The sequence below is a fragment of the Hymenobacter translucens genome, from assembly GCF_020685205.1.
Lineage (GTDB): Bacteria > Bacteroidota > Bacteroidia > Cytophagales > Hymenobacteraceae > Hymenobacter > Hymenobacter translucens.
Window position 1 is genome coordinate 297,145 of sequence record NZ_JAJERB010000005.1, and the last position, 20,868, is coordinate 318,012.

Here is a 20,868-nt window from a genome sequence, read left to right on the forward strand (position 1 = left end):
AAGCTGATTTTTTTTTCAGCTACTGCGAAAAAATTTCTGCCCAAAGGCTCTGGCTTGCCAGGGCCTTTGCTTTTGGCAGGTTTCTGACCCTGGAATTACCTCGTTTCAAGCTGACCTGCTCCTCGGTTCGGATGCGCCGACGAAGCACTGTGCCCGCTTTCTTCCCGGCTGGTTTTTGCGGGCAGCGTCGCGCAGAAACAAAGCAATTCACTGAACTTAAGATTATTACTCTTAGCCAATGTAACTATTCTCATCTGACCTGTTTGTTCCGATGCGTAGTAGACTATTTACCAGGGACCAGCTTCGGACCGGAAGGCAACAGGGTAGCCAGCCTGATCTACTTGCCAAAGAATAGTAAAAATCCTCTTTAACAATCAAACAAAATAAGCACCGGTCGGGACCAATAAGTTTTCAGTTTTTAACCCAAAAAGTTAAACAAACTGCATTAAAGCTTCATAAAAGCTATAAACCACCTAAAACCGACTTTCACGGGCGGCCGTATGTCCGCATGAATTCTTCATAAACCCCTCCCGCTTTTTATGAAAAAAACTTTACTGGGCCTGTTGCTCTGGATGGGCAGCACCGTGGCCGCCTTCTCACAGGCTTTTGTCGATTCTCACCTGCAGTCGGCCCTGACCGGACCTGCCGCCGTACACCAGGTAGTGGTAACATTCCAAGGAAACGGCGCGCCCTCAGCGGCGAATCTGGGCTTGCTTCAGCGCCTGGGAATCGTACATGGCCGCACGATGAACGCCCTGCCCATAGCCGGTGTACTGGCCACTGCGGCCCAGATCGACCAGCTGGCTGCCGACCCGAGCGTGGTTTCCGTGTACCTGAACCGCTCCCTGCAGCGGGATAACGACGGCGCCACGGCGCTCACCGGCGCCCAGCGCGTGCGACTGGAGCCCCTGTTCACCCAGCGCAATGGCGGCCTGCCGGTATCGGGCAAAGGCATCGGGGTGCTCATCAACGACAGCGGCGTGGATGGAACCCACCCCGACATGAAGCTGGGCCAGAACCTGAAGCAGAACGTCTTGGGCACCACCAACCTGAACGCCCAGGACCCGATGCTGCCCATCACGTACGTCGAGAACGTCCCTAACACCGACCAGACCGGGGGCCACGGCACCCACGTAGCCGGCATTGTAGGCGCTACGGGCGCTGCTTCGAACGGTAAGCATGCCGGCGTTGCTCCCGGCGCCGACCTTATCGGTTACGGCACCGGCGCGGGCCTGTTTATTCTGGACGTAGTCGGCGCGTTCGACTATGCCCTGGTACACCAGTTCCAGTACAACATCCGCGTTATCACCAACTCGTTCGGTACGACCAGCGACATTTCCACCGACGTAAACCCGGCTGACCCGATTACCATTGCCACCAAGCGCTGCGTGGACCGCAACATGGTAGTCGTCTTCTCGGCCGGCAACTCGGGCGCCGGCTCCGGCACCATCACCGGCAACTACAAAAAGGCGCCCTGGATTATCTGCGTCGCCAACTCCGACAAGGCCGGCGTGCTAGCTCCCTCCTCTTCCCGCGGCCGCAAAGGCGTGAACGGCACCGTAACCATCGATGGCCAGACCTTTCCCTGGCGCGACGAGCCGACGGTAGCGGCTCCCGGCACCGACATCGTATCGACCCGCACCCTTTCGCCGGTGGGCGTGCTGAGCACCCAGCAGGACGCCGAAACCATCGAACCCGCTCACCTGCCCTACTACACTACCCTGACGGGAACCTCGATGGCCGCTCCCCACGTGGCCGGCATCGTGGCCCTGATGCTGGATGCCAACCCCAACCTGACGCCAGCCGAGGTGAAGTCGATTCTGGAGCAGACTGCCACCAACCTGCCCAACCGCGAGTCGTGGGAAGCCGGCCGGGGCATGGCCAATGCCTACGCGGCCGTCGACCGCGCCTACCGCCTAGCCGGCTACGGCCCCACAGTGAACGCTACCCGTACCTTCTTCAGCAACGTGAACACGAGCGTCAGCAACACGCCCTTCACCATCAGCTTCAACCCCGTTACGACGGCCACCAACAGCCGCACCTTTACGGTAGCTCCCGGCACGTCGTCGCTGGAAGTAAGCTGCAAGGTTTCGGGCCTGCTGGGTGAAACCGGCAACCCCGTGAACCTGGTGCTACTCTCGCCTACCGGTAAGCGCTACGCTTCGGGCATCTCGGTGCTGTTTGCCCTGAGCCCCGGCCGGGCCGTAGCAGTAGCCGGTCCCGAGGCCGGCACCTGGACGGTGCGCCTCGACGGCCTGCAGGGAGCAGCTCTGCCCGAGACCGTAAACGGCACTATCTCCCTGAACCAGGCGCTGGGCTCCACCGGCCTGAACGACGTAGCCACGCACCCGGCCAAGGCATCCATCGAAATGGCCATCGGCAAGCGCCTCATGGATGGTCTGGCCAACGGCTTCAAGCCCGACCAGAACCTGACCCGCCTGCAACTGGCCGACTATCTGCTGATGGGCCAGGCCATCCGTCAGTTCCTGCCGGTGGATGGCTCCACGCAGTTCAGCGACCTGAGCGCCGCTGAGCAGCTGCTGGGCTCGTCGGTGACGGCCCGGGGCGCGGCCCTGCGTGACCGTTACCACGTTCAGAATGGCGTCATGCTGCCCGTAGCACCCGGCTCGTTCGGGCCCAGCCAGGCCGTGACCCGCGCCAGCCTGGCGTATTCGCTGGTGCAGAGCCTGGGCTTGCAGAACAAAGCCCAGCAGAGCTCGGGCCAGGTGACCGTGGAAGTAAACGGACAGCGCCTGCCCATTGAGGATGCTGCCCAGATCCCGGCCGGTCTGGCCGGCTACGTGCAGGTGGCTCTTGATATGAACATCATCAACGCCTACTACAGCCTGACGCAGGGGCCCCTGGATTTGACTCCGACGCTGCACGCCACCTTCAAGCCCAATCAGGCCGTGAAGCGCGCCGACTTCGCCGTGATTGTCACCCGCACCCACGACCAGTGGAATACCGCTCCGGTGGATGCCGCCCGCTCGACTTCGACCAGCCAGACCGCCGGCATGAGTGCCAGCCGCTCGGCCGAAACCGTGGCCGCCGTAACGCCCAACCCGTTTGCCGAGCGCGCCACGCTGACGTACTACCTCGACCAGCCCGGCCGCGTGCAGATAGAGCTCTATGACATGATGGGCCGCAAGGTGCAGTCGGTAACTGAGGCGGCGCAGACGGCCGGCTTCCACGAGCAGACCCTGGAAGGCGCCAAGCTGCCGGCCGGTACCTACCTGTTCAAGCTGTACGCCGACCATAAAACCCAGACCGGACGGGTAGTCATCACCCACTAAGCCGTCACCGGTTTAAACACGAAAAAGCCTGGCTCGGTGAGTCAGGCTTTTTTGCGCGTGTCCCGTTCAGCCTTTGGGGCCGACGGTAGTTCCGATGGCTGGGTTCAACCAGCCGGCAGCTGGCACCCTGATCGGGTTGAGGGGCCACGCAAGGGCTCAAAAAGTTGTACTGCTTCCTGCCGCTGCCGGTGTTACCTTTCAAGCGCGGTAGTATGCCGTCCTTTCCGCTTCACTTTTCCTTCTCACCCATGAAAAAACTCCTTCTTTCCGCTACGCTGCTGCTTGCCACGGTAGCCGCGTCCCGGGCCCAGGATTTCAAATACCAGACGCCGCCCAAGGCTCTTCAGGACCTGCTGCTGGCCCCGCCCACGCCCCGGGTTAGCTTGTCGTCCGACGGCCGCGTGATGGCCCTGCTGCAGGTCCAGGATTTCCCCACCGTGGCCGAGCTGGCCGCGCCCGAGCTGCGGCTGGCCGGGCTGCGCTTCAACCCCCGCACCAACGGGCAGAGCCGCGTGAGCTATGCGGTGGGCATCAAGCTGAAAACCCTGCCGAACGGCGCTGAGACCGAGGTAAAAGGGTTGCCCGCCCAGGCGCGCATCAGCAGCGTGAGCTGGTCGCCCGACAATAAAACCATGGCGTTTGCCCTCACCACGCCCGGCACCGGTACCGACGGCCGCGTGGAGCTGTGGGTGGCCGACGTGGCCGGGGCTACCGCCCGCCGCCTGCTGGTCACGCCGCTCAACGACGCGTTCGGCAACGCCTTTGAGTGGGTGTCGGACAACAAGACCATCCTGGCCCGGGTTGTGCCGGCCGGCCGGGGCGCTGCCCCCTCGGCCGATGCCGCTCCTACCGGCCCGGCTGTGCAGGAAAGCGGCGGCGGCAAAAAGACGGCGGCTCCCACCTATCAGGATCTGCTGAAAAGTCCGACCGACGAGCGGCTGTTCGACCACTACGCTACCTCCCAGCTGGTGAAGGTAAACGTGGCCGATGGGGTGGCCCAGCCCCTGGGTCAGCCCGGCGTTATTCAAACGGCCTCGCCTTCACCCGATGGCCGGTACGTGCTGGTACGCACCCGCCACCGCCCGTATTCCTACACGCTGCCCATCACCCGGTTTCCGCAGCGTATCGACGTGCTGGACCTGACGAGCGGCTCCGTTGTAAAAACCGTGGCCGACCTGCCGTTGGCGGATGCCGTGCCCATCGGGGCCGACGCCGCACCCACCGGCCCGCGCAACCACGCCTGGCGGTCCGACGTGCCGGCCACCATCTACTACGTGGAAGCCCAGGACGGCGGCAACCCTAAAACGAAAGCCGACATCCGCGACAAGCTGTTCACCCTAGAAGCGCCCTTTAGCGGGGCGGCCCAGGAGCTGGCGGCTCTTCCGCTCCGCTTTGGTGGCCTGAGCTGGGGCAACAACCAGCTGGCCCTCGTTGATGGCTACCGCTGGGCCGACCGGCACCAGACCACCTGGCAGCTGAATCCCGGCAAGGCCGGCGCTCCTCTTGCCGTGCTGTTCGATGGCTCGTCGGAAGACAAGTACAAGGACCCCGGCACACCCTACGAGCACCGCAACGCCCAAGGCAAACTGGTGCTGCTGACCGGCGGGGCCAATAATCAGAGCATCTACCTGCTGGGCAACGGCGCCTCGCCCGAGGGCGACCGGCCGTTTGTGGATGAGCTCGACCTGCGCACAAAGAAAACCATCCGCTGGTGGCGTTCGGAAGGGCAGGTTTACGAAGTGCCCATAGCCATTCTCGACGCCAGCGGCAAGAAGCGCCAGCTGCTGACCCGCCGCGAGTCGCTCACCCAGTCCCCGAACTATTACCTGCGCGACGCCGCCAAAAAGGACAAGCTGACGGCCGTAACCAAGTTCCCGAACCCCTACGCCGCCTTCGGCGGCAGCTTCCCCAAGCAGGTGCTCAAGTACAAGCGCGCCGACGGCGTGGAGCTGACGGCCAACCTCTACCTGCCCCCAAACTACAAGAAAACCGACGGCCCGCTGCCCACGCTCATGTCGGCTTACCCGCTGGAGTTCAAGGACAAAAGCACGGCCGGGCAGGTGAGCGGCTCGCCCTATACCTTCACGCGTCTGGGCGGCGGCTCCCCGGTGTTCTGGGTTACCCAGGGCTACGCGGTCCTGGAGAATGTCAGCGTGCCGATTGTGGGCGAAGGTAGCAAGGACCCGAACGACACCTACATCGAGCAGCTAGTGAGCAGCGCCAAAGCGGCCATCGACGAGGGCGCCCGCCTGGGCGTGGTCGACCCCGAGCGCGTGGGCGTGATGGGCCACAGCTACGGCGCCTTTATGACCGCCAACCTGCTGACGCACTCCAACCTGTTCAAGGCCGGCATTGCCCGCAGCGGCGCCTACAACCGCACCCTCACGCCCTACGGCTTTCAGGGCGAGGAGCGCAACTACTGGCAGGCCCGGGACGTGTATAACGCCATGTCGCCGTTCAACTATGCCGACAAGATCAAGACCCCGATTCTGCTCATTCACGGCGAAGCCGACAACAACACCGGCACCTACCCCATCCAGAGCGAGCGGTACTTTGCCGCGCTGAAAGGCCAGGGCGCCACGGCCCGCTACGTGGTGCTGCCCGCCGAAGCCCACGGCTACGCCGCCCGCGAAAACATGCTCCATGTGCTGTGGGAGACAAACGCCTGGCTGGAAAAGTACGTGAAGGCTCCGGCCTCCCAGCCGGCCAAGTAGCCCGACCACGGCTCGGCCCTGCTCCGGAACCGGTACTACTCGTAAAAGCCCGGCCTACCAGATGGTAGGCCGGGCTTTTCTGGTTTCAGGAGCAGGTTACGTCTACGGGCCTCCTAGCGGGGAGCAAAGCCGCGCAGGCGCAGGGAGTTGGTCAGCACCGAGACCGAGCTCAGGGCCATGGCTGCCGCCGCCAGCATGGGCGAAAGCAGCACGCCGAAGAACGGATAGAGCAGGCCGGCCGCCACCGGAATACCGAGCGTGTTGTAGATAAAGGCAAAAAACAGGTTCTGGCGGATGGTGCGCAGCGTCTGGCGCGACAATTCAATGGCCGTGACAACGCCGCGCAGGTCGGAGCGCATGAGGGTGATGCCGGCGGCTTCCATGGCCACGTCGGTGCCGGCGCCCATGGCCAAACCAACGTCGGCGCGGGCCAGGGCGGGCGCATCGTTGATACCGTCGCCGACCATAGCCACGACCCGTCCCCCGGCCTGGAGTTCCTGCACCTTTTGGGCTTTATCGGAGGGCAAAACCTCGGCGAAGTAGCGGGTGATGCCCACCTGACCAGCCACCTGTGCGGCCGTCTGTGCGTTATCACCGGTCATCATGACTACTTCGATACCCATGGCCTGCAGCTGCCGGATGGCGGCCACGGACGTGTCGCGCACCGTGTCGGCTACCCCCAATAGGCCCACGGCCTTGCCGCCCACGGCTACGTAAAGCACGGTTCTCGCCTGACTGAGTAACTCGTCAGCGCGGGCAGAGAGGTCCGGGGAAAAGCGGATGCCTTCCTCGGAGAGCAGGCGCCGGTTGCCGATCAGCACTGATTCTCCTTCTACCCTAGCCGCCGCGCCCCGACCTTCGAGGGCCCGGAAGCTGGTAGCGGTAACCGGGCTCACGTCCCGTTCCTGGGCGTAGCGCACCACCGCTTCCGCCAGCGGGTGCTCCGACTGCCGCTCCACCGCCGCTACGAGTTGCAGCAGCCGGCTGGCGTCGTAGCCGGGCAGCACGATCAAGTCGGTGACGGTTGGCTCGCCCCGGGTGATGGTGCCGGTTTTGTCGAGCAGCACAGTGGTTACCTGACCGGCTTTTTCGAGGGCTTCGGCGTTGCGGATCAGGACCCCGTGCTCGGCGCCTTTGCCGGTACTCACCATAATGGCGGTCGGCGTGGCGAGCCCCAGCGCGCAGGGACAGGCAATGATGAGCACCGCCACGAAGTTGACCAGCGCCAGCGGCAGGCGCGTTTCGGCCGGGGCCAGCGCAAACCATAGAATGAACGTGAGCAGCGCGATGCCGACCACGATGGGCACGAACACGGCGCTGACCTTGTCGGCCAGCCGCTGAATGGGAGCCCGGCTGCCCTGGGCATCTTCCACCAGCTTCACAATCTGGGCCAGCAGGGTATCGGCGCCTACTTTGGTGACCGTGAACCGGAACGAGCCGGTTTTATTCAGGGTGGCGCCAAACACGGGGTCGCCGGTCTTTTTCTCCACCGGCAGACTTTCGCCCGTGAGCATGGCCTCGTCCACGGCCGAGTGGCCTTCCTGGATGATGCCGTCGGTGGCAACTTTCTCGCCGGGGCGGACCACGACCACGTCGCCGGGCTGCACCAGCTCAATGGGCACGTCGACTTCCTGGCCGTCGGGGCGCACCACCCGGGCCGTTTTGGCCTGCAAACCCATCAGGGCCCGGATGGCGGCCGACGTACGCGTCTTGGCGCGCTGCTCCAGCACTTTCCCGAGCAGAATCAGGGCAATGATGGTGGCAGTGGTATCGTAGTAGACTTCCGGCATCAGGCCCCGGCTGGTGAAGAAACCGGGCGCTACGGTGGCCGCGAGGCTGTAGAGAAAGGCCGCGCCGGTGCCCAGGGCAATAAGCGTATCCATGGTGGCAGTGCCGTGGCGGAAGCTGTTCCAGGCCGAGCTGAAAAACTCCCGTCCGCTGTACAGGAGCACCGGCACGGTCAGCACGAGCAGGCCGTAGTTAAGCGCCTGCATGTTCACGCGCTGCATCAGGGCGGGCCAGAGCATCAGCATACTCAGGGGCATGATGAGGAAAGCCAGCCCGGCCGCCACCCAGAAGCGGCGCTTCAGCTGCTGATAAGCCACGGCTTTTTGCCGGTCGATTTCGGCGCTGCGCTCAGCGGCAGAGGTATCGGGGGCACGCTCCACCACGCCGTAGCCGGCCTGCACCACGGCATCCTTGAGAGCAGCCGGCGTCGCCAGCTCGGGCAGGTAGTCGATGGTGGCTTTCTCGGTGGCGTAGTTGACCACGGCCCGCTGCACGCCAGGGGTACGGGTCAGGGACTTTTGCACGAAGGCGGCGCAGGATGCGCAGGTCATGCCTTCGATATCAAGCGTTTCGGTTTTAACAGACGGTTCCATAGTTGATCAGCGTAGCAGGTGCGGCCGGCCGAAAAACCGGCTTTGGTAGTACGCTACAAAGGAACGGCCCGTATCAGGCAGCGGCGGTACGAAATCCTTGCTCAGAGTTGCATAATTTTCACCTTACGCCGGCTCTTTCCAGGAGCCAGCTGCTTTTCTGCGGCATACGCAGAGACCAGAGGAAGGCCGGCACTTACATAATCCTGCTCCCGGGTTGCATAATTTGGCCGCCCGTAGTGGTCAGGGTCCGCAGGATAAGGCCGCAGGCGTCCCGCAATGGATGATTGGCCGCGGGCATCGACCCAGGGGAACCCTTTGTCAGCAAATGCAGTAATCAGGCTGGCCTTTCCGTATCGGGAAAGACCTCTAGTTTTGCGGGTACTTTCTGCTGCTCATGTTCCGTAGCCTGTTCCTTTTCCGACGCTTGCTGGCGACCTCCTTTCTGGTGGTCTTCGTCAACGTGTTCGTGGGCCAGTGCTACTGCGCCAGCCTGAGCGCCCCGAAAGCTCCGGCCACCAAGACGAGGGCCGTTGCGGCTCCGGCGCCGATGAAGCCCGGTCACGCCTGCTGCCGGAAGGCGGCGGAGCGCAGGGACCAGGCCAGCCGGAAAGCCCAGCACCAGAAGCACGCCGGCGCTGACGGCTGCTGCCGGCAGAAGTCGGCCACGCTCCTGGCTTCGCTGAGCTCCGAGGCCACCAAGCAGCTGCTGAGTCCGGCCCCGGCCGTGCTGCCGGCTACCCCCGATTTTCATTTCCCGGCCGCGCCCGTCAAGTGGGACCCGACCGTGGCCGTGCGCCTGGTGCCGCCCCAGCACCTGCCGCCCAAGATTCCGGACATCCGCATCTTTCTGCAGTCCCTGACGGTCTGATTGGCCGTTTGCGCCCTGGCTCGCGCCGGTATAGCAGTGCTATGCCCGGGCGGGCCTTTTTGTTGGCGCCGCTCTGCCCCGATTTCCCTCTTTCTTCTTCGCTTTGTCCGCGGCTAGGCGCCGGACCAGTTCACGCGGCCGGGCTGCCCGACCACCAGTCGCTACCAAGACCCCGGCCTCTGGTCCGTGGGCCGGTTGCCTCTCCTCTAACTTCCTTTCCCATGATTCGAATTTCAGCTTTTCTGCTGGCACTGACCAGCCTGCTGGCCGCTTCCGGCTGCTCTTCCGATACTCCCGCCACCGAAACGGCCGCTACTGCGCCGGCGGAAGGAGCCGCCCATGCCGGCGGACACATCTACTCCTGCCCAATGCACCCCGAGGTCACCAGCACGAAAGAGGGCGACAACTGCCCCAAGTGCGGAATGAAGCTCGAGCACACCGACGTGGTGGCCAACGGCAAAACCTACCAGATGCAGCTGGCCACCACTCCGGCCCGGCTTACGGCCGGGCAGCCGGCCCAGCTCACCTTCACGCCCCGGGAAACCGGCAACGAACAGGCCCCGGTGCCGCTCGACGTGGTCCATGAAAAGAAGATTCACCTGATCATCGTCTCCAGGGACCTTTCGCAGTTCTACCACGAGCACCCGGAATACACCGCCGAGGGCAACTACGCCGTGCGCTACACCTTCCCCAAGGGCGGCGACTACGTGCTGTTTCAGGACTACACGCCCACCGGTTCGGGCCATCAGCTCGGCCGCCAGCCGGTAACGGTGCAGGGCCCGGCCTACACGCCCGTTAAATTCGGGGCCGATGATATGCAGTGGAGCGGCAGTGGCTACCAGGCCACACTCTCCTTCGACAAAGCGCTGACGGTAGGCCAACTGCTGAAGATGACAATCAGCCTGAGCAAAGGCGGCCAGCCGGTTACCAACCTGGAAAACTACCTCGGCGCGCTGGGCCACGTGGTAGTTATCAGCGAAGACACCGAGGAGTACCTGCACGTACACCCCAACGAACAGACCGACAAGGGGCCGGTTATCGGGTTCAACACCAGCTTCGAGAAGCCCGGCCGGTATCGGGTGTTTCTGCAGTTCAACCACGGCGGACAGATTCGCACCGGCGACTTCACCATTAACGTGAAAGGCTAGCTTCCTTTTCATCTCACTCCATTCATTGATTTCTTATGAAAGCTTCTGCATTTCTTTTCCCGGTCCTGGCCTCGGCTGGCCTCCTGCTCAGCGCCTGCGACGGCAACAAGACCACCGAAACCACCACGACCACTACAACGGCCGCCAGCGCTGACTCCGCGGCTCACGACCACGATGCCGCCGGAGCCGGCCACGCCGGCATGAACCACAATGCCGCCGGCTCGGGCATGCTGGCCGTCATGAATACGATGATGCAGCAGATGGACGCGTTCAAGCCCGAGGGCAACGCCGACCACGACTTTGCCCACATGATGATGGCCCACCACCAGGGCGCCGTGGAAATGGCAGCTTTGGAGCTGAAGGAAGGCAAGGACGCCACCCTGCGGGCCATGGCCGAGAAAATCAGCGCCGACCAGCAGCGCGAAATCAAGGCCCTCGAAGCCGTTGCTACCCGCCTCGACGGCGCCCCCACCAACTACCAGCCCCAGAACCAGAACGACCCGTTCACGTCGAAGATGAAAGCCTCGATGGACCTGATGATGAAGGACATGGGCACGGGCAGCGGCAACGTGGACCAGGACTTCGCGGCCATGATGATTCCGCACCACCAGAGCGCCGTAGCCATGGCCCAGGCCGAGCTAACCCACGGCCGCGACACCAAGCTGAAGGAAATGGCCCGGCAGATGATTGACGCGCAGCAAAAAGAGATTCAGCAGCTGAAGGACTGGCAAACCAAGAACGGCAGCAAGGCCAGCACCAGCGCCGCCGCGTACGAGTGCCCGATGCGTTGCGAAGGCAGCCAGAGCAGCAAGCCCGGCAAGTGCCCGGTCTGCGAAATGGACCTGGTTAAAAAAGCCTAGTCACCCGCCCGAACCATTGGTCCGATGGCAGTGCTGTCGGACCAGCAGGCGCCGGTCAACAACCGGAGCGCCGGATAAAACGCCCACTGCCTATGCTACCTATTCAAACCACGACCCGGGCGCTGCTCCTGCTGGGGCTTCTGCTGGCGCTGCGCAGTCCGGTCCGGGCGCAGCAGGCTGTGGTGCGCCTCGACAGCGCCGAGCAGCAGGCCCTGCGCCGGCACCCGCGCCTGCGGCAGTCGGCGGCGGAAGTGGACGAGCAGCGGGCATTGAAGCGCGGTGCCTTTGCACCCCCCAACCCCGACTTCCTGCTCTCAGCCCCCACGGGGGAGCGGTGGGCACCGGGCGTGGTGCAAACCATCGACCTGCCCAACGTGTACCGGCGCCAGGCCCAGTCGGCCCAGGCCGGCATCACCCTGGCGGAGCGGGGCCTTGACGTGAACCGTGCTTCGGTGCGCCGCGACGTGCGCCTGGCCTTTCTGGCGTTGCAGTTTGCCCAGGCCCAGGTACGCCAGCTTTCCTACCAGGACAGCCTGTTCCGCAACCTGCAGCAGGCCACCGACCGGCTGTTTGCGGCCGGGGAAGTCACTGCCCTGCAGCGGGTGAGCACGGAGGCCGAAGCCCGGCAGGTCCGCAACCAGCGGGATCAGGCTTTGGTAGACCTCGACGCCGCCCGTCGGCGCCTGTCTCTGCTTACCGGGCAGGCGACCGGCGGCCTCACTGCTGAGCCCGACCTGCGCCAGACCGGCCCGGAGCTGACCCGCACCGGAACCGAGCTGCTCGCCGGCCTGCCGGCCCGGGACAGCACGGCCGTGGCGGCCAGCCCTACGCTGGCCTACTACGAGCAGAGCGTGGTGCTTAGCCGGGCCGGCATTGGGCTGGTGCGGGCCCGGCGCACCCCGGCCCTGACCCTGGGCTACCAGAACCAGGCGTTTGCGAATTCACCGCTGCGCTACCGCCTGCAGTTTGGTGTGTCGGTGCCCGTGTGGGCCTGGACGTTCCGGGCCCAGCTGCAGGCAGCCACGGCCCGGACCCGGGCGGCCGAAGCCCAACTCCAGGACCAGCGCCTGGAGCTGGGCTCCCGGTACCAGCAGGCCCTGGCCGACACGCGCAAGTCGGCTTCTTCCCTGGCGTATTATGAGCAGACCGGCCTGCCCCAGGCCACAGCCATCATTAGCCAGTCCCAGCGCCTGTTCCGGGCCGGGGAAATCAGCTACCTAGTGCTGATTCAAAGCCTGAACCAGGCGTTTACCATTCAGTCGTCCTACCTGACCACCATCCGCGACTACCGCCAGGCCATCGTGGAGCTTAACTACCTGCGCGGACAATGATGAAGAAAGTATTGCTGCTGTTCTGCCTGCTCGGGCTGGCGGCTCCGGCGGCCCGGGCGCACGGGGGCGAAGACCACGGCGACGAAGCCAAGGCCTCGGGCGGCCCCGTCCCTACCACGTTTTCGGTGGCAGCACTGTCGGAAAAGTTTGAGCTGCTGCTGCGCTACGAGCCCCTGGAAGCCGGCCAGGATGCCCACCTGCGCCTGTTCGTGTCGGATTACGTGACCAACGTTCCGATTCAGGGCGCGAAGCTGACGCTGACTACGCCGGAAGACGCCCAGCTGAAATGGACCGCCGAGGCCCAGGAGCCGGGTGTGTACCTCGTGGAGGGAAAATTTCCGGCCAACAAGAAATACAGCTTCGCCGTGAACGTGGTGGCCGGCAACCGGGCTGACCTGCTGCTGCTCCAGGGCATCGAAATAGGCAAAAAGCTGCCGGTAACTGCAGCCGCGGCGGAAGAGCCGGCTGGGCTGTTCTCGTCGTGGAAAACCCTGCTGGCTTTGGCCGGCGCCTTTGCCTTGGGCGTGGGCCTGACTGCCTTTTTTCTGCGCCGCCGGGCCGGCAGCGCATCCTCTACCTCAACCTCCCCCCGCTATGAAAACCCGGCTTAACCTTTGGCTGGCCGCGGCTGCCGTCGGACTGACACTGACTGTGCTGCTGCCCCCGCCCGCCAACCTGCTGGCCCACGGCGGCGAAGACCACGGCCACGAAGCCAAGCCCGGCGCCGGTACGGCTCAGACCGACGCGGTGGTGTTGCCCAAGGAAAGCCAGTACCTGTTTCAGGTGCGCACAGCCCTGGCCGCCTACTCTGACACCTACAGTCGCCTCACGCTCTACGGCACTGTCACGGCCGGAGCAGGCGGCGAAGGCCGGGTGGTGGTGCCCCAGACCGGGCGCGTCGTAAGCTTAAGCGCCCGGGTCGGCCAGCCGGTGCGGGCCGGGCAGACGCTGGCCGTGGTAGAGCAGACCCTCGACGCCACTCAGGAAATCGGTCTGCGCACCGAGCGGGCCAACGCCCAGGCCGAACTGCGGGCCGCGCAACAGGACTACGCCCGCCTCCAGACCATTGCCGACATTGCCGCCCGCAAGGACGTGGTAGCGGCCGAGCTGCGGCTCCGTCAGGCCCGGCAGAACGCTGCCATTCTCAACGGCCAGGCCAGTCAGCGCCGGGTTACCATCACCTCCCCCATCAGCGGCACCGTGGACGTGTTCAACCTGGCCGTGGGCCAGCAGGTAAATCAGGGCGACGAGCTGCTACGGGTACTCAACCCGGGCAAGCTGCGGGTGGAAGCCCAGGTGTTTGCCCAGGACCTGGCGAAAGTGACGCCCGGAGCCCAGTTCCGGGTGGAGGGCCTGCAAGGGCAGGCCGGCAGCAGCCCGGCCAGACTAGTCGTGTTCAGCAACGCGGTAAACCCGGTCAACCAGGCCCGGCAGCTCGTGCTGGAGCTGGATGCCGCCGACTCCCCGTTCCGCGCCGGCCAGGCCGTGAACGTGCAGGTGCTGGGCCAGCGCGGCACCGAAAAGCAGCTGGTAGTGCCCACTGCCGCCCTGACTGACCTGAACGGCAAGCCCGTCGTGTTTGTGCACACCACGCCCGAGGAGTTTAAGATCCGCTACGTGCAGCCTGGTCCGGCAAATGGCGAGCAAACCGTGCTGCTTGGCGGGCAGGTCAATGAAAACGACCGGGTTGTGGTAACCGGCACCTACCAGCTCAAGTCGATCTACCTCAATCAGTAATGCAGAAGCCAGTTCCCCTCCTCAGATGAGGAGGGGTGCCCGAAGGGCGGGGTGGTTGACGGGCGTTGTTAAGCCAGAACAACAAACCAGAAAGTCATCCTGAGCTTGCGAAGGACCTTATCAGGTTTGAACGACTTGCATCTGGACAACCAGCGAAGCAACGACTCGTGCGGCGGTGCTAAGGTCCTTCCTTCGTCAGAATGACAGACGATTGAAGTTGCCAATCCAACATCAGCAACGATTAACCACCCCGGCCTGCGGCTACCCCTCCTCGCAATAAGGAGGGGATCTGGCTTTAAATCTTCCCAAACCCATGCTCGATTCCATCATCCGCTTTGCGCTGCAGAACCGCCTGCTGATGCTGGCTTTTGCAGCGGCGCTGCTCCTGGCGGGCTCCTTCACAGCCCGGCAGCTGCCGGTGGACGTACTGCCCGACCTGGACCGCCCCCGGGTAACTGTATTTCTGGAATCCGCCGGCATGGCCCCCGAGGAAGTAGAGGCCCTGGTGACGCTGCCGGTGGAAACCTCGCTCAATGGCGCTACCGGCGTTTCGGCGGTACGGTCTAACTCGGCCATCGGCTTGGGCATGGTGTTCGTGGAGTTCGAGTACGGCACCGACATTTTCACGGCCCGGCAGATCGTGGCCGAAAAGCTGCAGACCGTGGGGGAGCAGCTGCCCCCCGGCGTGACGCCCGTGCTAGGCCCGATTTCGTCGGTGATGGGCCAGATTATGCTCGTGGGCCTGTCAGTTGAGAAGTCAGGAGCCGGAAGCCAGAAGCTGGGAGTTGGAAGTCAGGAGTCAGGAGCCGGCGGACCAGCAGCCGAAAACCAAAAACCAAAAACCTCCCTGGCCGACCTGCGCACCCTGGCTGACTACACCGTGCGGCAGCGGCTGCTGAGCTTGCCCGGCGTGGCCCAGGTGATTCCCATCGGCGGGGAAAGCCGGCAGTACCAGGTGTTGCTCGACATGCCCCGCCTCAACGCGGTGGGCGTCACCATCACCCAGGTAGAGGAGGCCCTGCGCCGCTCCAACCTCAACACCACCGGCAACTTCTTCGACCGCAACGGCTCGGAGGTGCTGATCCGCAACCTCGGCCGGCTTCGCTCGGTGCAGGACATCGAACGCATCATCGTGGGCTACCGCGACGGGTCGCCGATTACCGTAGCCCAGGTGGCGACGGTAGCCTTCGGGGCCCGCTTCAAGCGGGGCGACGGCAGCGTGAACGGGCAGCCGGCCGTGATTCTGAGCATCGAGAAGCAGCCCGGCGCCCCTACCGTGGGCCTCACCGAAGCCGTGGAAAACGCCCTCACCGAGCTGCAGCCTTCCCTGCCCAAGGACGTGCGCATCAACACCCGCCTGTTCAAGCAGGCCGACTTCATTGAGTCGTCGATTACCAACGTAGAGGAAGCCCTGCGCGACGGGGCCATTCTGGTTGTCATCGTGCTGTTTGCCTTTCTGCTGAACGTGCGCACCACGTTTATTTCCCTGGTCGCCATTCCGTTGTCCCTGCTCGTGACGGCGCTGGTGTTCCGCTTTGCCGGCATCAGCATCAACACCATGACCCTGGGCGGCCTGGCCATTGCCATCGGCGAACTGGTCGACGATGCCATCGTGGACGTGGAAAACGTGTTCCGCCGCCTGCGCGAAAACCAGCAGCTACCCGTGCCCAAGCCGGCTTTGCAGGTGATTTACGCGGCCTCGTCGGAGGTGCGCAACTCCATCGTGTACGCCACCATCATCGTGGTGCTGGTGTTCCTGCCCTTGTTTGCGCTGGAAGGCATGGAAGGTCGGATTTTCGCGCCCCTGGGCATTGCTTACATCACCAGCATCGTGGCGTCGCTGTTCGTGTCACTCACCATCACGCCGGTGCTGTGCTACTACCTGCTGCCCCGCTCCAAGCAGATCCGGCAGGCCGAGCAGGAAGGCGGGCTGGTGCGCTGGCTTAAGCGCAAGGACACCCGCCTGCTCGGCTGGGGGCTGAACCATCCGAAAGCCGTGCTGGGTACGGCCGGGCTGCTGTTCGCGCTGGCGGTGGCGGCGGTGCCCTTCTTCGGAACCGAGTTTCTGCCGCCCTTCAACGAAGGCTCGCTCACGGTGAACTTCTCGGCCCCGGCGGGCACCTCCCTCACCGAGTCGAACAAGCTGGGCACGCTGGGCGAAGAGCAGATGCTGAAGCTGCCGGAAGTGGCCTACACCGCCCGCCGCACCGGCCGGGCCGAGCTGGATGAGCACGCCGAGTCGGTCAACAACTCGGAAATCGAGGTGGCCTTCAAGACCGAGGAAGAGCTGAAAAAGGAAGGCCGGACGATGCGGAGCCGGGACGAAATCCTGGCCGACCTGCGCCAGCGCCTGAGCCTCGTGACGGGCGTGAACGTGAACATCGGCCAGCCTATTTCCCACCGCCTCGACCACCTGCTGTCGGGCGTGCGGGCCCAGGTCGCCATCAAGGTGTTCGGCAACGACCTGCAGGAGCTGCGCCGCTACGCGGGCGAGATTCGCACCGCCGCTGCTACCGTGCCCGGCGTGGTGGATTTGCAGGTGGAAAAGCAGGTGCAGATTCCCCAGCTGCTGGTGCGCCCCCGCGACGAGGCCCTGCGCGCCTACGGCCTCGACCGGGGCACCGTGGTGGAAACGCTGCAGACGCTGTTTCAGGGCGAGGTCGTGTCGCAGATGCTCAACGGGCAGCAGCGGTTCGACCTGGTGGTAAAGCTGCCCGAAAACCAGCGCAGCGACGTGGCCACCATTGCCCAGACCCGCATCGGGACGCCCGCCGGGGCGTTGATTCCGATCAGCCAGGTGGCCGACGTGAGCTACGAGCCGGGCCCCAACACCATCAACCACGAAAATGCCCAGCGCCGCATCACCATCTCCCTGAACGTGGCCGGGCGCGACCTGGGCTCCACCGTGCGGGAAGTGCAGGCGCGGGTGCGCAGCCAGGTGGAGCTGCCGTCCGGCTACTACCTCACCTACGGCGGGCAGTTTGAAAGCCAGCAGTCGGCGGCCCAGAAGATTTTCTGGCTTAGTTTGTTTTCCCTGGCCGGCATCTTCCTGGTGCTGTTCTCCCATTTCCGCTCGACCCTGCTGGTGGGGCAGATCATGCTCAACATCCCGCTGGCGTTGATCGGCTCGGTGCTGGCCGTGCTGCTCACGGGTGGCACGTTCAGCATTGCCTCCTTGGTGGGCTTCATCACGCTTACCGGCATTGCCTCCCGCAACGGCATTATGATGATTTCGCACTACCTCCACCTAGTAGAGCACGAGGGCGAGGAGTTCAGCCGGGAAATGATAGTCCGGGGCTCTTTGGAGCGGCTGGTGCCGGTGCTGATGACGGCCCTGGTGGCGGCCCTGGCTTTGGTGCCCCTCACGCTGGCCAAGGACGCGCCGGGCAAGGAAATTCTCTATCCGGTGGCCACCGTTATTCTGGGCGGCCTGCTGTCGTCCACCTTCCTCGACATCATCGTAACGCCGGTGGCGTTCTGGTTGTTTGGCCGCAAGGCCCTCGCCCAGTACCAGCGCGGGCACCGCGAAGTGCGCCTGGAAGCCAAGTCTTAGGGGCTTAGGGTGCTACTGCCCTCCTGATGTCAGGTTACAAAAAGGGTCCGCAACCGAAGTTGAGGGCCTTTTCTTTCGACTATTGAGCAAACTAAGACCTAAGTCCCTAAGCCCTAAATCCTTTTTCCCCGCAGCGTCAGGTAGTCGAGGTAGTAAAGCAGCTTCACCGACACGGAGTTGTTGTGGGGCGTGTTGATGGTGTTGCTCAGGTTGTCGAAATACAGCGGGGTGGCCTCGTTGGCCTGCAGCAGGTTGGTGCCCGCATTCTTCCACACGATGCTTACCTGGGAACCGGGCGCAAACCACCACGAGTACACCGCGTCGATGTTAAAGGCGTTGTAGGTGTTGTCGCGGTTGCGCTGGTAGCCTACCATTTCCTCCCGGCCGTCGGGCTGCAGGCGGGCATAGTCGAGGTAATGCACGTTGCTGGTGTAGTGCCGGGCCCGGAACGTGAACGACATGCGGTTGGTGAACGTGTAGGCCACCGAAGCCACGTTGGAGAACGTGCCTACGTGGCGGCGGCCCAGGATAATCTGCCCTACGTAGGGCTGGTCGAGCACCTCCTTGCGGTCCATCCCCCCGTTCACGTAGCCGATCTGGTTCTGGTCGAGGCTGTAGTCGAGGCTGTAGCGGAAGGTGAGGTGGTCGTTGACGCGGTAGCGGGGATAGAAGCCGAACGAGTAGCGGGTGCGCCGGGGGCGGGCCAGGCGGGCGTCCTGCTCGTAGGTGCGGTTGCCGGCATTCATGCCCAGGGCAAACTGCTTGCGCGTGTCGGAGTTAAAGAAAACCATCAGGCCGGTGTAGCCGGGCACCCGCACGTAGTACTCGCCCAGCGTGGGCGTGCGGGGCTCGAAGAAGTCGTGGCTGGCCGCGTTCCGGTTAAAGTTGAACCCCACCTGCAGGAAGCTTCTGGTGAATACGGTGTTGGCTCCCAGAAAGTAGTCGAGGCGCTGGTAGCGGGTGGGCTGGTAGAGCAGGCTGTTGCTGATCTGGCTGAAGACGTGCAGGTTGTTGACCTTCCAGAACGCCTTGTACTTATGGTAGCCGAGGTCGAACGACTGGGTGATGTTGTTGTTGCCGAACAGAATGCCGAGGTCGTTGGGGTTGTAGGTGTCCGACTCGATGCCGTGGTTCAGGCCCCAGGTCCAGGTGCCGCTGATTTTGCCGAATCCCACCGCGTACTTAAACCCATCCTGGTCGCTCACCTGCGTCGTGTCGCCAAACACGGTGCCGCGGCGGCGGGAGTACACCAGGCTGCCGTCGAAGGCGTAGGTGTTTTTCTGGTCGTTGAAGCGAAACAGCCCGCCCGTCACGTTGGCGTCGTAGGTGCGGCCGGCCCGGGTCACGTTGGTGTTGATGAGCGACACGTACGAGTTGTTTTTCAGCGACTGGTCCAGCACCGCAATGTTGTAGTTGGCCAGGGGCTGGGTCAGCACCTCCCGCTCCTGCCCGCTGTCGGTGTTGCGGATAGTGGCGTACACGTCGTTCGACACGGCATTGAACAGGCCGATGCCCAGGCCCTTGCTCGTGCGGCCCGATATCTTGGTGGCGTTCAGCAGGCGGGTTTCGGAGGGGTTGCGGATAACCTTCTCGTTGGTACCGGCCGAGACATTATAAAAGCCGATGGGCGTGGCGCCCACACGGCGGGAGTAGAACAGGTTGCCCTTGTTGAACAGCTCGGTGCCTTCGGTAAAGAACTGCCGGTTTTCGTTGAACTGCACCTCAAAGGGCGAGAGGTTCAGCACCTGGTTGTCGCTCTGCACTTGTCCGAAGTCGGGAACGAGGGTGGCATCGAGGGTAAAGCTTTCGTTGATGCCCCACTTCACGTCGGCCCCGCCGTTAAAGCTCGTCGTGGTGCGGCGGGTGCCCTCGGCGCTGAGCGGGTTGTGGTTGACGTAGCCCGACACGTAGGGCGTAAGCGAAAGGCGCAAAGGCGGCTTCACGTTCTGCACCCCGGTCAGCTCGCCCCATTGGTTGACGAAGCCGTTGCGCTCGGGCTTGACCTCATTCCAGAAAAACGCCTGGTTTTCGCGCTTGCGCTGCCGCATAAACTGCAGACCCCACTGCTGCACGTCGGCCGTGCCGAAGCGGATGGCGGAGTACGGAATGCGCATCTCGGCAATCCAGTCGGTGCCCCGGATGGTGGTGCGGGAGTCCCACACCGCGTTCCAGCTGAAGTCCTCGCCGGTAGCGGGCGAGTAGCGGGAATCGGCCTGCACGCCCCCGGCCGTCACCACGAAGCCGTAGCCGTTGATTTTGTCGTGGTAGGTGTCGAGGAAGATGGCGAAGAAGTCGGTATTGCCGAGGTTGTCGCGGCCCGTCAGCTCGTGCAGGATGGAGTCCGGGGAGATGTCGTGCATCACGGCCCCCACGTAGAGGGCGGCATCGTCGTAGAGAATCCGCACTTCGGTAGGGTGCTTCTCGTGGATGCCGGGCCTGGGGCGCTGCTGGATAAAGTCGGTGGCAATGGCGGCCTGCTGCCACATGGGCTCGTCGAGCACCCCGTCCATCTTCACCGGCTCGGTGATGCGCAGGGCCCGGAGCTGCCGGCCAGCCGCCTCCGGTAATGGGGCCGCGGCCGGGGTCTGCGCCCGGGCGCCGGTCTGGACTGCCAGCAGCCCCAGCAAAACAAAAGCAATTCGCAGAATAGAGGTGCTGGTCATAAATCAGATTTGAGAAATATGTAGCCGGGAAAAGAGGAAGCGAGAAATCCGAGATTCCCGGACAAAGCAGTGGCTGCAGCCGCAAAAAATGCGGCTCAGGCAATTCCGGAAAGAGGGGTTGGGTTAGATCCTGTTAGGCTGGGAGAACAGAGGCCAATAGCTGCTTTTCCTGCCTTTTTGAACGTCATTCCGAGTGTAGCCGAGGACCCGAAGGACAGCGAAGCTACTCTCGCGTGCAGTCGTTGGATTGATAGTCACAACGAAGCGGTAGAGATGCTTGCCTACGGCGACCTTCGGTTCGGCTTCGCGGACGAAAGATC

11 protein-coding genes are annotated in these 20,868 nt (G+C 63.7%); 9 read left to right on the plus strand and 2 right to left on the minus strand.

From position 1 onward, the window contains the following. Nucleotides 1-539 precede the first annotated feature (539 nt). Complete coding sequence (locus LJY25_RS13375; protein ID WP_227608851.1) at nucleotides 540-3,293, plus strand: S8 family peptidase; 2,754 nt, start codon at nucleotides 540-542, stop codon at nucleotides 3,291-3,293. A 248-nt stretch (nucleotides 3,294-3,541) separates the two neighbouring features. Beyond that, entirely contained in the window at nucleotides 3,542-6,007 is a 2,466-nt protein-coding gene (locus tag LJY25_RS13380) for a S9 family peptidase (protein WP_227608852.1), read from the plus strand. 113 nt (nucleotides 6,008-6,120) lie between these two features. Here the strand turns inward: LJY25_RS13380 and LJY25_RS13385 are convergent, their stop codons facing one another. Continuing rightward, nucleotides 6,121-8,388 (minus strand): heavy metal translocating P-type ATPase, encoded by a 2,268-nt coding sequence (locus LJY25_RS13385; protein WP_227608853.1) that lies wholly within the window; start codon nucleotides 8,386-8,388, stop codon nucleotides 6,121-6,123. Nucleotides 8,389-8,782: 394 nt separating this feature from the next. Here LJY25_RS13385 and LJY25_RS13390 point away from each other — a divergent pair, with 394 nt between their 5' ends. From LJY25_RS13390 to LJY25_RS13420, 7 genes are all read left to right on the plus strand, one after another. Next, complete coding sequence (locus tag LJY25_RS13390) at nucleotides 8,783-9,256, plus strand: hypothetical protein (RefSeq protein WP_227608854.1); 474 nt, start codon at nucleotides 8,783-8,785, stop codon at nucleotides 9,254-9,256. Nucleotides 9,257-9,477: 221 nt separating this feature from the next. Then, entirely contained in the window at nucleotides 9,478-10,404 is a 927-nt protein-coding gene (locus LJY25_RS13395; protein WP_227608855.1) for a heavy metal-binding domain-containing protein, read from the plus strand. Between the two features lie 35 nt (nucleotides 10,405-10,439). Continuing rightward, nucleotides 10,440-11,264, plus strand: coding sequence for a DUF305 domain-containing protein (locus LJY25_RS13400; RefSeq protein WP_227608856.1), 825 nt, complete (start codon nucleotides 10,440-10,442; stop codon nucleotides 11,262-11,264). A gap of 92 nt (nucleotides 11,265-11,356) precedes the next feature. Further along, the gene (locus LJY25_RS13405) at nucleotides 11,357-12,595 is read left to right on the plus strand and encodes a TolC family protein (RefSeq protein WP_227608857.1); all 1,239 of its coding nucleotides are present in this window, start codon (nucleotides 11,357-11,359) and stop codon (nucleotides 12,593-12,595) included. After that, nucleotides 12,592-13,206 carry a hypothetical protein gene (locus tag LJY25_RS13410; protein ID WP_227608858.1) on the plus strand — a complete coding sequence of 205 codons (615 nt, stop codon included), beginning with the start codon at nucleotides 12,592-12,594 and terminating at the stop codon, nucleotides 13,204-13,206. Before LJY25_RS13405 ends, LJY25_RS13410 begins: the two co-directional genes overlap by 4 nt. Further along, nucleotides 13,190-14,332 (plus strand): efflux RND transporter periplasmic adaptor subunit, encoded by a 1,143-nt coding sequence (locus LJY25_RS13415; protein WP_227608859.1) that lies wholly within the window; start codon nucleotides 13,190-13,192, stop codon nucleotides 14,330-14,332. The genes LJY25_RS13410 and LJY25_RS13415 overlap by 17 nt, the downstream gene beginning before the upstream one ends. A gap of 313 nt (nucleotides 14,333-14,645) precedes the next feature. Continuing rightward, entirely contained in the window at nucleotides 14,646-17,885 is a 3,240-nt protein-coding gene (locus LJY25_RS13420; protein WP_227608860.1) for an efflux RND transporter permease subunit, read from the plus strand. Nucleotides 17,886-17,998: 113 nt separating this feature from the next. On the opposite strand, the gene LJY25_RS13425 is transcribed toward LJY25_RS13420, so the two are convergent. Continuing rightward, entirely contained in the window at nucleotides 17,999-20,548 is a 2,550-nt protein-coding gene (locus tag LJY25_RS13425; RefSeq protein ID WP_227608861.1) for a DUF5916 domain-containing protein, read from the minus strand. Nucleotides 20,549-20,868 lie beyond the last annotated feature (320 nt).